Below are 11,640 nucleotides of genomic sequence, written 5' to 3'. Positions count from 1 at the left end.
CGGAATGAATTTCACCAGGCGACGTCTTCTCCAAGCAGGTTGAGGAAGCGTCCGCTGTCCACAGGCCCGAGGCCCGCGATCACGTCCAACTGCCTGGCGACGCTCTCGTCCACACTCCAGGTCGCGGCCGCGCCGCCCAGATCGGTGCGTGTCCAGCCTGGCGCCATGGAGACAAGCGTGATGCCCTCCCCGGCCAGATCGATCGACAATCCCTTCATCACCATATTGAGCGCGGCCTTGCTCGAACGGTAGGCGTGGCTCTGGCCCATGGTGTTGGCGCTGATCGAGCCCAGGTCCGATCCCATCATGACGACCAGTGGCTGCGCGCTGCGGCGCAGGTTCGCCCGCAAGGCCACGGTCAGGCGGAAGGGCGCGATGGTGTTGACCCGCAGGATCTCTTCCCAGAGCGCATAGTCCATACCTTCCAGAGACTGGCGCTGCGCATCGCTGTTCCAGCTACCGCCGTAGAGACCCGCGTTGTTGACGAGGACATCGACGGCCTCATCCCCCAGGCGCTGGACGAATGCCGTAAGCGAATCCGCGTCCGCCACGTCGAGAGTTTCGAGGCGCACACCCTCGGGATAGCGAGACGCGAGGGTCGAGAGCTGCCCGGCCGCCTCCAGATCACGCGCGGTCGCGATGACCCGCTGACCGGCAGCCGCCAATTGGCGGACATACTCCAGGCCGATGCCGCGATTGGCACCCGTGACGAGCCAGGTTCGGGTCATGCGGATATCCCCCCTTCGTGCGTTCAATCGGCCTTGGTGAAACCTTCAGCCTCGATCCACCAGGCGAATTCCTCGATCCAGTGGTCCTGCGTGCCCCCTGTCTTCTTCATGCCGAAACCATGCCCGCCGCGTTCGTAGCGGTGCGTCTCGGGCGTGTAGCCTGCGTCCTTGAGCGCGGCCTGCCAGGCATCGAAGCCCTGCCCGACCGCGACATCGTCCTGCGCGACCGCCATGAAAATCGGCGCGAGCCGTCCCGGCGCAGGTGTAGGTGCCGGGCGCAGCCAGGGCTCCTTGGGCGTACCTTCGGGCCAGGGCAGGTTTGCTGGCGGAAGCTCGGGCTGCCTCTCCCCGAAAGGAAAGCCGTAGATGAGCCCGGTGAAGTCAGGCCGCGCGCCCTCTTCGGCCAGCGCCATCTTGCCCGCAACGTGCCCACCTGCGGAGAAGCCAACCGCGCCGATGCGGTCAGGTGCGATCCCGTATTCTTCGGCGCGCGCACGGATGAGGCGCAGAGCCTCCAGGCCATCCGCCACACCCGGCTCGCCGCCGACACCCGGGCGCATGGTCGTGTTGACGCGCGTGCGCATCGCCTCGTTGGTCTCCCCCGGAGGGGTCTGGATCAGCCGATACTTGAGGACGAAGGCTGCAATGCCATGGTCAGCGAGCCACTGCGCCACCCGCGAGCCTTCGTGGTGGATCGCCAGCAGCCGAAAACCACCACCCGGCGCCACAATCACCGCCGCGCCCGTGGCCTTGGCCGGGTCGGGCAGGAAAGCCTGGTAACTGGGCACCGTGACGTTCCAGAGGCTCTCCCCGTCGTCGCGCGCTTCTTCGGTGACGGGCTGGTCGATGAGCCCGGGCCAATCCGGGTTCACCGGCGCGCCCTGCGGCCAGATCGCTTCGGGAGCCAGCACGCGCACGCCGTCCGCCTGCAGGCCCGGTGTGGACGCCTCCAGGCCCGTGGGGGTTACCGTGTCCGCTGCGTGCAGCGGCGCGGCGAAGGTCAGAGCCGCCAGGGCTGCGCCCATGAAAAGGTTCGATTTCATCTCGCGTTCCTCACTTGTTCGCCCTGGAACAGACGCGGCGCGAAGTCGGCCAGATAGCGCCGCCAGTTCACCCATTCATGCCCGCCGCCTGTTTCGTTGTAGACATGCGCGATACCGTAGCGATCGAGAAGTGCGCGCGTCGGCGCGACCGTTTCGTGCAGGAAATCCCCACGGCCCATCGCGTAGTAGACAAGGTCCAGTTCGGCCGCATCGCGGCGCAGCGCCGCATCGTACAGGGCCGCGTAGGTGTCTACGCCATTGAAGGCCGAGCCTTCGGTCAGCCCCATCGAGAAGACCCCGATCCAGTGGAAGGTTTCCGGGTGGGTGAGGCCATCGCGCAAGGTGTGCGACCCGCCCATCGAAAGCCCCGCCATCGCGCGCGCCTGCGCCCGCGCATCGGTGCGGTAGTGGGCATCGATGTAGGGGATGAGATCGCCGAGCAGATCGTTCCCGAAATCCGGGTTGTCGAGCGTCATCACCCCTTCGCGCAGCGGCGTATGGCCATCGGGCATGACCACGATCATCGGCTTGGCCTTGCCCGCCGCGATCAGGTTGTCGAGGATCGTGTGGGCGTGGCCGACACTGGTCCAGCTGTCGTCGCTGTCGCCAGCGCCATGCACCAGATAGAGCACCGGGTAGGACACAGCGTCCTTCATGTAGCCGGGCGGTGTGTAGACATGCGCGCGGCGCTTGATGCCCAGAGCCTGCGACCAGTATTCCAGCGTTGCGACCGTGCCGTGCGGGACGTCCTTGCGCCAGGTCTGGAAGGCGCCCTCCTCGCCCGTCACCTCGAAGGTCGAGTTCGTGCCCTTGAGTTCCTCGGAGAAAGTCTTGCCCAGTGGATCGACCATCTTCACCCCGTCGACCTCGAAGGCAAAGCGGTAGACATCGGCTGCCACCGGCCTGGGCGTCGTGACCGACCACAGCCCCGTCGTGTCCTTCGTCATGGCCAGCCCCTTGGGCGTGCCGGGTGGAAAACCCATGGGAATGACATTGGCGATATCGCTGCTGGTGAGCCGCACCTCTTTTGCCTGCGGCGCGCAGAGGCGAAATGTCACACGCTGGTCAGGGAGCTGCTCGACCGACGAATAGGGCATCGGCCCGGAATAGAACGGCGGCGTGGCGCAGGTCGTGGGGTCGAGCTCGGGTCGCTGCATCTGGGCCATCGCAAAAGTGCCCGACAGCAGCCCCATGACCCCGGCGGCACCTGCAAGTACGCGCTTTGCGTGATATTCCCAAGGCCGCATCCCGGCATTCCCCCTTGATATGTCCCTGGACCCGCACGACCGCATGTCCAGCGGCCGACAGTCGGCCCCCTCACGCCGCAGGATCGGCACCAAGCAAGCCTCTACGCGAGCTTTTTCTGATCCGTTGTCCGACTGGTGGACAGCGCCTCCAAGGTCGGACGGAGCTTGCGGACGATCATGCCACCTTCGCGGCACACATTGAGGGAGGGGAAGAAGGATGGGCTTCAGACACAAGCGCAGGCATGCACGAACGGCGGTCACAACACTGCTGTGCGCGGCCCTCGCCGGACCGGCCCTGAGCGCCGATACGCCTCCCACGAAGCCTTCGGACGATCCCGTCTATCGCGAACGGCTCGACGTCTACGTCACCGACTACAGCAAGTTCGTCTATACCCCGATGGCCCAGGTCCCCGGTGCGCCGGACTGGACGCCCCTGCCCTCTGCGCCGGATAGCGCCATCAGCCAGGCCGCGCTCGAAAAGGCCACGGACTATGCCCGGCGCATGAACAGCACCGCGCTGATTGTATGGCACAAGGGCCAGGTTGCGCTCGAATGGTATGGCGAAGGTGTGACGCACACCACGCCGCTCGTGTCCAAATCCCTCTCCAAGCCGCTTGCCGCGATTGCCGTGGGCCGCGCGATCGCGCTCGGCAAGATCACCTCGCTCGATCAGCCGATCGCCGACTTCATCCCCGAGCTGGCAGGGACGCAGAAGGGGCGGATCAAGGTGCGCCATCTGCTCGACATGCGCTCGGGTATGCAGCACCAGAGTTTCTCGCCCGATCCCGAAAGCCCGCTCAACCTCGGTTTCCTCTCGCCCGAGCACACCCGGCACATCATCGCGAGCTATCCGATGATCGCCGAACCGGGCACTCTGTACTCCTACGCCAATGCCCCCGCAGACCTCGTGGGCGAGGTTATCACTCGGGCCACGGGCCGGGACTACGCGGAGTTCGTCGATACCGAAGTCCTGCGCCCCCTTGGTGCAATGGGCGGTACGTTCTGGCTCAATCGGCCGGGCGGCGAGGCCCATTCGGGTTGCTGCATGATGCTTCCCGCCGAGACGTTCGCGCGGCTTGGCGTGCTCCTCCTCCATGACGGAACGTGGGAGGAGACGAGGCTCCTGCCCGAAGGCTACGTGGCGCAGATGCGCACGGGCACGCCGCAGAACCCGCACTTTGGCCTCGGCGTTTGGATCGGCGCGCCCTATGTCGAGCGACGCCCCTTCGGCGCGCCCGATCAGCCCGGCCCGCGCGTGCTGCATTCCGAGCCCTATCTCGACCCCGACCTGTTCCTGTTCGACGGCAACGCCGACCAGATCGTCGACATCGCGCCCGGCCACGATCTCGTCGTTCTGCGCATGGGGGGCAATCCGCCGCGTCCCACCGAGGAAAATCCCGAGGAGTGGGACAACAGCTATCTCGTGAACACGCTCATCCGGGGCATGAAATCCCCCGAATGAGCGCGCGGTAATCAGGCATCCCAGAGCGGCGCAAGCAGCGCAGCCGGGTCCTCCAGCACTTCGGGACGGCGCGCGCGCGTTGCCGCGATCCAGGCCGGCGGCATCTGCGCCCAATCCGCGTTGTGCGCGCCCACGCCCGTCGCGGTGAGATGCCCGGGCCTGCCCCCCATGTTCATCCAGGGCCGCCACGAGCAGACATTGGTGAAAGCCACCGAGACCGGCACGCGGGTCGCCCCCGGGGCCTCCATCGCCGCGCGGCTTGCGTGGTAGGTGTTGCTTTCGGAATAGCGGAACGGCTTGGCGACGCCCGGCACCTGCATCGCGGTCCGCGTGCGCTCGGTCACCCATAGGTCATTGCCGCGAAGGTCAAAGGGCAGCACTTCGTGCTCCATCGTCAGCCCCGGAATCTCCTTTTCAAGCTGCAGTTCCAGCTCCGGCCCGAACCGCACCTTGGATGGCGCATAGCCCCCCTGCGGCACCTCGACATCCTCCCCGGTATAGGGATTGCGATAGCTATCGAGCGCGGCCCCGGTGACCGGATCGGTGAACCAGGCGATCTCGGCGTTGACCGCCTCGAAGCGACCGTCGGCCAACTGGCGCGAGCGCGAGAAAACTGCGGAGACAACCGCGAAGAGCGGGTCCATGCGATCCTCGACAACGCCATAGTAGCGCGCCGAGACCCAGCTCATGGTGAGCCTCTCGTCCAGCGCACCGCGCAGCATCATGAAGGTCCGCAAACGCCCCTCGGCGGTCTCGATGTCCAGTGGCACACCGCCTTCGCCCTGTTCCGCCAGCGCCGTTTGTACCCCCAGGCTTGCGAACGCCCCCAGCGCCGTGAGCCCAGCGCCCATCGCACCGCGTCGATCCCATCCCGACATACCGTATCTCCCCTTCCCGTTTTCCTGCAGGAAACATCCGGCGCGCCTTTCTTGGGCGCCATGTGCGACACCATGGATATTCGCGTGTCGGACAGTCCTGCATACCTCCGCACGCGTTCGAACTACGCGCCAACTTGATTGTAACAACTGTTTGGTACATAGGATCGCGCAACAGGAGGGCGAGACCCTCGAACCCGGTTTGGAAAGGATGTTTGCGCGATGACCAGCTTCACGCCGCCCGTGGACGATATGCGCTTCCTGCTCACGCAGGTGCTCGACTTCGATGGCCAGATCGCCACCCTGCCCGGCTGCGAGGATGTCTCGGCCGAATTCGCGGGCGAAGTCCTGAGCGAAGCGGCTCGTTTTGCCGCGGAGAAACTCGCCCCGCTCAACCTGCCCGGCGACGAACAGGGCGCAGCGCTTGAAGATGGCAAGGTCACCACGCCCGAAGGCTTCCCCCAAGCCTACCGCGATTTCGTCGAGGCGGGCTGGGTCGGCCTCTCCGGAAATCCCGAGTTCGGCGGCCAGGGCCTCCCGCGCACGCTCCAGATCCTCCTCGACGAAATGGTGAGCGGCGCGAACGTCTCCTTCGGCCTGTTCCCCGGCCTGACCAGTGGAGCGGCCGAAGCGCTCGAACACCATGGCAGCGAGGAACTCAAGGCCCAATGGCTGACAGGGCTCGTCACCGGTGAGACCTGCGGCGCGATGGCGCTGACCGAAGCCAATGCCGGCACCGACCTTGGCCTCCTGCGCGCCCGCGCCGAGCCGGTCGGCGATGGGACCTACAAGGTCACCGGCACCAAGATCTTCATTTCCTCAGGCGATCAGGACTTTGGCAACAACATTGTCCACCTGGTGCTGGCCCGCCTTCCCGATTCGCCGGCTGGCGTGAAGGGCATCTCGATGTTCCTCGTGCCCAAGTTCCTGCCCGCCGAGGACGGCGGCCTTGGCGCCCGCAACACGATGTCGGTCGGCGCGCTCGAGCACAAGATGGGCATCCACGCGCAGCCGACCTGCGTGATGAACTACGATGAGGCGATCGGCTGGCTGGTGGGCGAGCCGGGACGCGGGCTCAAAGCCATGTTCACGATGATGAACAACGAACGGCTTTTCGTCGGGATCCAGGGGCTGGGCATTGCCGAGGCGGCGCACCAGAAGGCCGCAAACTATGCACGCGAGCGCCTGCAGGGCCGCTCCTCGGACAACACCCGCGCACCGGTGCCGATCATCGAACACGCCGACGTGCGCAAGATGCTGCTGGAGGGCCGCGCCTTCCTTGACGCAGGCCGCGCGCTGGCGGTGTGGACCGCGATGCAGATGGACATCGCCGCACGCCACCCCGATCCCGAAGTGCGCAGCCAGGCCAATGGCATGGTCCTCCTGATGACCCCCGTCATCAAGGCCGCCTTCACCGACATGGGCTTCGAGACGGCGGTCAAGGCCCAGCAGGTCTTTGGCGGGCACGGCTACATTCACGAATGGGGCATGGAGCAGTTCGTGCGCGATGCGCGCATCACGCAGATCTACGAGGGCACCAACGGGGTCCAGGCCATGGACCTGGTTGGCCGCAAGCTCCCGATGGAGAACGGCGATCTGATGGCGCGTTTTCTCACCCTGGTGGAAAGCGATCTGGCCGCCGCGGACGGATCGCCATTCGCGGCGCAGCTCACAGAGGCGCTTGTCCCGCTGCGCCGGATTACGCAGGCCCTCGTCGCGCAGAAGGGCGATGTCGAGGCGCTGGGCGCTGCGGCCACCGACACCTTGCGACTTGTCGCGCTCGTATCGCTGGGCTGGATGTGGGTCCGCATGGTCCGTGCGTGCGAGGGCGAGGACAGCGCCATTGCGCGCAAGACGCGCGCCGTCGCGGGCTACTTCTTCGCGCGCATGTTGCCGCAGGTCCACGCGCTTGCCACGCAGATCGAGGCGGGCCCGGAAACCATCATGACCATGGACGCCGAGCTGTTCTGAGCGCTAGAGGGAGGCGCACCGCCGCCTCCCCTTTTCCGTCTGCGCAAGGACAGCCATGACCGCCGCTTCCCGTCACGACCAGATCGACCGCCTGCTCTCCATCATGGCCACCTTGCGCGATCCGGTGAACGGGTGCGAATGGGACCGGGCGCAGGACTTCGCCTCGATCGCGCCCTACACCATCGAGGAAGCCTACGAGGTCGCGGACGCCATCGAGCGCGCGGATCTCCCGGCTCTGCGCGAGGAACTGGGTGACTTGCTTCTCCAGGTCGTCTTCCACGCCCGCATGGCTGAGGAACAGGATGCCTTCGCCTTTGCCGACGTCGCCGCCGCGATCTCGAACAAGCTGGAAGCGCGCCACCCGCACATCTTCGGTGAGGGCGATACGGAAACCGGCCAGACCGAGCGCTGGGAAAAGCTGAAGGCACAAGAACGCGCGGCCAAGGGCGAGACGAGCGCGGTCGATGGCGTTGCGGGCGCCCTTCCCGCGCTCATGCGCGCAGAAAAACTGCAGAAGCGCGCGGCGCGTGTCGGCTTCGACTGGCCCGATCCGAGCGGCGCGGAAGACAAGGTCCGCGAAGAACTCGTCGAACTCGCCGAGGCTTCGGATGCGGAAAAGCTGGAGGAAGCGGGCGACCTGCTATTTGCCGCGGTTAACCTGGTGCGCCTCAACGGGATCGCGCCCGAGGACGCGCTTCGCGCCGCGAACGCCAAGTTCGAACGGCGCTTTCGGGGCATGGAAGCCCTCGCCAGCCAGCGAGACGAGGTCTTTGCCGACCTCGATCTCGACGCGCAGGAAGCGCTCTGGCAGGCGGTGAAGGCGTCAGAGCGCGCGAAAACGGCCTAGTTCACGCTCGGCAAGGCGCACTTCGATGCGGATGCGGGGACCGTTTTCGTCCTCGCCATCCGCAACTTCGGAGAGCACTTCGCCCCGCGCGTGCAGGAACGCGAGCCGCTGTCCATCGGCTGCCGGAAGCACGAAAGTGTACACCTTGGCATCGGCGTTGAGGCCATGGCCGACGACATCGAGCAGATGTTCGCAGCCCTCGCCCGTGACCGCCGAGAGTGGAATGATCGTCTCGTCCGAACGGTAGTCGATAACCTCGTGCAGTTCCTCGGCCCGCTCAGGCGTGAGCAGATCCCACTTGTTCCAGACCTCGATGATCGGGATCGTGGGTTCCTCGCCCGGCTCTTCCTCATCGTCCTCGCGCGGGATGACGCCCAGATCCGAGAGGACCGAAAGCACCTGGCGCTTCTGCGATTCGGTGTCGGGGTTGGCAATGTCGCGCACGTGCAGGATCACGTCGGCCGCCGTCACTTCCTCCAGCGTGGCGCGGAAAGCCGCGACGAGCTGGGTGGGAAGATCGGAGATGAAGCCCACGGTATCCGACAGGATCGCCTTTTCCACGCCCGGCAGACGTACCGCGCGCATGGTAGGATCGAGCGTGGCGAACAGGAGGTCCTGCGCCATCACGTCCGCGCCCGTCAGGCGGTTGAACAGGGTCGACTTGCCCGCGTTGGTGTAGCCCACCAGCGCGACGATCGGCCAGGGAGCTTTCTCGCGCCGGTCCCGATGAAGCCCGCGCGTACGGCGCACCTGCTCCAGCTCGCGGCGCAGGCGCCCCATCCGGTCGCGGATCATCCGGCGATCGGCCTCGATCTGGGTCTCGCCCGGACCGCCAAGAAAGCCGAAGCCACCGCGCTGACGTTCCAGGTGGGTCCAGCTGCGCACCAGGCGCCCGGCCTGGTAATCGAGGTGGGCCAGCTCGACCTGCAGGCGGCCTTCGGCGGTCGCCGCGCGCTCCCCGAAGATCTCGAGGATGAGGCCGGTGCGGTCGATGACCTTGCGCTTGAGCTTTTCTTCGAGGTTGCGCTGCTGGATGGCGGTGAGCGATCCGTCCACCACCACCAGCTCGGCCTCGTGGAGGTTACAGGCGACCGAGATATTCTCGATCTGACCTTCCCCGAACAGCGTGCCCGCGCGCGGCTCGCGAATCGGGATGATCTGGCCATCGGCGATCACGAGGCCGATCGCGAGTGCGAGCCCCTTGGCTTCTTCGAGGCGGGCTTCCGGGTCCAGATCGGCGCTGCCCCGGTTGCCGCGCATGTGCGGATATACGACGAGGGCACGCGCGCCGCGCGTGACCTCTCCTTTCAGTTCGTCGTCCAAGCTGGAATCAGTCTTCCGCTTCTTCGTGGCTCTGCAGGTCCACCGGGGTCACCGGCTGGATCGTCGAAACCGCGTGCTTGTAGGCAAGCTGCACATAGCCTTCGCGTTCGAGCAGCATGCAGAACAGGTCATAGGCCGCAACCCGGCCCTGAAGCATGACGCCGTTGATGAGGAACATCGTCACCTGCACGCCGGCGCTGCGGATGCTGGAGAGGAAGACGTCCTGAAGCGCGCGGGTCTTCTTGGAACCCTCGCCGCTGTTGAACTGGGCCGCATCGACGGGCGTCGAGGGCATGATCGTCGAAATGGCGTGCTTGTAGACCAGCTGCGACTGCCCATCGCGGCGCAGCAGGATCGAGAAGTTGTCGAACCAGGTAACGATACCCTGCAGCTTGACGCCCTTGACCAGGAACATGGTCACGGGGGTCTTGTTCTTGCGCAGGAGGTTGAGGAACTGATCCTGAAGGTTCTGGCCCTTACCGGATGCAGGTGCAGTTTGCGCCGGAGTTGCTGCGGGCTTGGTGTCCGCAGCCTCCGTGGTGGCGCTCGCTCTCGGCCTCGCGGAAAGCGTTCGACCAGCCATTGTATTCTCCTTCTTTTTGGCGGCCGCTGATGCGGTCCGCGATCTGGCATGCCCATCCCGGATCATGCCGTAAGCGAATCGAAATTACCCGCTTGCTGCAATGCAGTAAATCCGAAAGTTATGTCGTTTGCCTTACGCGTGTCTCACCCCTCGCCTTCGCCGGGGGTTTCCTCCTCCTTGCGCTCGGACATGCCGAGCAGCTTGAGCTTGCGGTGCAGCGCCGATCGCTCCATGCCGATGAACGAGGCGGTCTTCGAGATATTCCCGGAAAACCGCCGAATCTGAACGCGCAGGTACTCACGCTCGAAGCTCTCACGCGCCTCGCGAAGCGGCGCGCTCATCATCACCGCCACGCCGCCATCGCCGCCGCCCCGGGCGTTGAAGATTTCCGGGGGCAACATGTCGGGCTCGATCCGGTCCAGCTTCTCGCGCGGGGCCATGATGACCGTGCGCTCGACCACGTTGCGCAGCTGGCGCACGTTGCCGGGCCACTCGTAGGCCTGGAGCGCGGTCATGGCCTCGGGCGACACCTGCGGCGGCGCGACGCCCTGCTCGTTGGCGTACCGCGCGAAGAAATGATCGACGAGCGCGGGAATGTCGTCACGCCGTTCGCGCAGCGCCGGGATGGCCACGGGGACGACATTGAGGCGGTAGAACAGGTCCTCTCGGAAGCGCCGCTCGGAAATTTCCTTCTCAAGGTCGCGTGAGGTCGAGGACACCACGCGCACGTCGACGCGGATCTGGCGCGTCCCGCCCACGCGCACGAAGGCCTGATCGGTCAGCACGCGCAGGATCCGGGCCTGGGTCGACAGCGGCATGTCCGCCACTTCATCGAGGTAGAGCGTGCCGCCATCGGCGGTTTCCAGAAGGCCCGGACGCACCAGTGCGCCTTCGGCTTCCTCCCCGAACAGCTCCTGTTCGAAGCGCTCGGGCGTGATGCGCGCCGAGTTGACACTGACGAAGGCCTTGTCCGCGCGCGGGCTCCAGGCGTGGAGGAGCCGCGCGGCCACTTCCTTGCCCGAACCGGCGGCCCCCGTGATCAACAGGCGGCTGCCGGTGTTGGCCACACGCTTCAGGGTCGCGCGCACCTGGTTGATCGAGGCACTCGAACCGGTGAACTCCTCTCCGGTCGAGAAGTCCTGGCGCAGCTGCGCGTTCTCGCGGCGCAGGCGTTCGGTTTCGGTTGCCTTGCCGACGAGGTGGATCAGCCGTTCGGCCTCAAAGGGCTTTTCGATGAAATCGACCGCACCGCGCCCGATGGCCGCCACAGCGGTGTCGATATTGCCGTGCCCTGAGAAGATGATGACCGGCAGTTCGGGCTCGCGCGCCTTGATCGCATCGAGCACCTCGAGCCCGTCAAGGCGGCTTCCGTGCAGCCACACGTCAAGGAGCACCAGCGAGGGACGGCGCTTGTCGATTTCCTCGAGCGCCTGGGTGCTGTCCCCTGCCGTGCGGCAATCGTACCCCTCGTCGCTCAGAACCCCGGCAACGAGCTCACGAATATCACGCTCGTCGTCAACAATCAGGATTTCCAATGCCATGGCCCAGTCTTCTTCTTGTT

General features: G+C 65.8%; 10 protein-coding genes. 3 read left to right on the top strand and 7 right to left on the bottom strand.

The features are described 5' to 3' along the window. Nucleotides 1-11: 11 nt before the first annotated feature. From MTR65_RS14410 to MTR65_RS14400, 3 genes are read right to left on the bottom strand one after another with little or no spacing between them, the layout of a single operon-like run. Nucleotides 12-728 (bottom strand): SDR family oxidoreductase, encoded by a 717-nt coding sequence (locus tag MTR65_RS14410; protein WP_243801383.1) that lies wholly within the window; start codon nucleotides 726-728, stop codon nucleotides 12-14. 23 nt (nucleotides 729-751) lie between these two features. Further along, nucleotides 752-1,771: an alpha/beta hydrolase gene (locus tag MTR65_RS14405; protein WP_243801382.1), complete on the bottom strand. Its 1,020-nt coding sequence runs from the start codon at nucleotides 1,769-1,771 to the stop codon at nucleotides 752-754. Further along, on the bottom strand, nucleotides 1,768-3,018 hold the full coding sequence (locus MTR65_RS14400) for an esterase (protein ID WP_243801380.1): 1,251 nt from the start codon (nucleotides 3,016-3,018) through the stop codon (nucleotides 1,768-1,770). The genes MTR65_RS14405 and MTR65_RS14400 overlap by 4 nt, the downstream gene beginning before the upstream one ends. 217 nt (nucleotides 3,019-3,235) lie before the next feature. On the opposite strand from MTR65_RS14400, the gene MTR65_RS14395 reads away from it, so the two are divergent. Beyond that, nucleotides 3,236-4,480 carry a serine hydrolase domain-containing protein gene (locus MTR65_RS14395; protein ID WP_243801378.1) on the top strand — a complete coding sequence of 415 codons (1,245 nt, stop codon included), beginning with the start codon at nucleotides 3,236-3,238 and terminating at the stop codon, nucleotides 4,478-4,480. An 11-nt stretch (nucleotides 4,481-4,491) separates the two neighbouring features. On the opposite strand, the gene MTR65_RS14390 is transcribed toward MTR65_RS14395, so the two are convergent. After that, nucleotides 4,492-5,358: a DUF1838 family protein gene (locus MTR65_RS14390; RefSeq protein WP_243801377.1), complete on the bottom strand. Its 867-nt coding sequence runs from the start codon at nucleotides 5,356-5,358 to the stop codon at nucleotides 4,492-4,494. A gap of 219 nt (nucleotides 5,359-5,577) precedes the next feature. On the opposite strand from MTR65_RS14390, the gene MTR65_RS14385 reads away from it, so the two are divergent. Both MTR65_RS14385 and mazG read left to right on the top strand, forming a co-directional pair. Continuing rightward, nucleotides 5,578-7,326 carry an acyl-CoA dehydrogenase family protein gene (locus MTR65_RS14385; protein ID WP_243801375.1) on the top strand — a complete coding sequence of 583 codons (1,749 nt, stop codon included), beginning with the start codon at nucleotides 5,578-5,580 and terminating at the stop codon, nucleotides 7,324-7,326. A gap of 55 nt (nucleotides 7,327-7,381) precedes the next feature. Next, a complete protein-coding gene (gene mazG, locus MTR65_RS14380; RefSeq protein WP_243801373.1) occupies nucleotides 7,382-8,173 on the top strand; it encodes a nucleoside triphosphate pyrophosphohydrolase in 792 nt (263 codons plus the stop codon). On the opposite strand, the gene hflX is transcribed toward mazG, so the two are convergent. From hflX to ntrX, 3 genes are all read right to left on the bottom strand, one after another. Further along, nucleotides 8,150-9,496, bottom strand: a complete 1,347-nt coding sequence (hflX, locus tag MTR65_RS14375) for a GTPase HflX (protein WP_243801371.1) — start codon at nucleotides 9,494-9,496, stop codon at nucleotides 8,150-8,152. The two genes, mazG and hflX, sit on opposite strands and share 24 nt — an antisense overlap. Nucleotides 9,497-9,503: 7 nt before the next feature. Further along, nucleotides 9,504-10,079 carry an RNA chaperone Hfq gene (gene hfq, locus MTR65_RS14370; RefSeq protein WP_243801370.1) on the bottom strand — a complete coding sequence of 192 codons (576 nt, stop codon included), beginning with the start codon at nucleotides 10,077-10,079 and terminating at the stop codon, nucleotides 9,504-9,506. 143 nt (nucleotides 10,080-10,222) lie between these two features. Continuing rightward, a complete protein-coding gene (ntrX, locus tag MTR65_RS14365; protein WP_243801368.1) occupies nucleotides 10,223-11,620 on the bottom strand; it encodes a nitrogen assimilation response regulator NtrX in 1,398 nt (465 codons plus the stop codon). Nucleotides 11,621-11,640 lie beyond the last annotated feature (20 nt).

The sequence above is a fragment of the Novosphingobium mangrovi genome (assembly GCF_022818885.1).
GTDB classification, from domain to species: domain Bacteria; phylum Pseudomonadota; class Alphaproteobacteria; order Sphingomonadales; family Sphingomonadaceae; genus Novosphingobium; species Novosphingobium mangrovi.
This window is presented reverse-complemented; position numbering and strand designations above follow the sequence as displayed.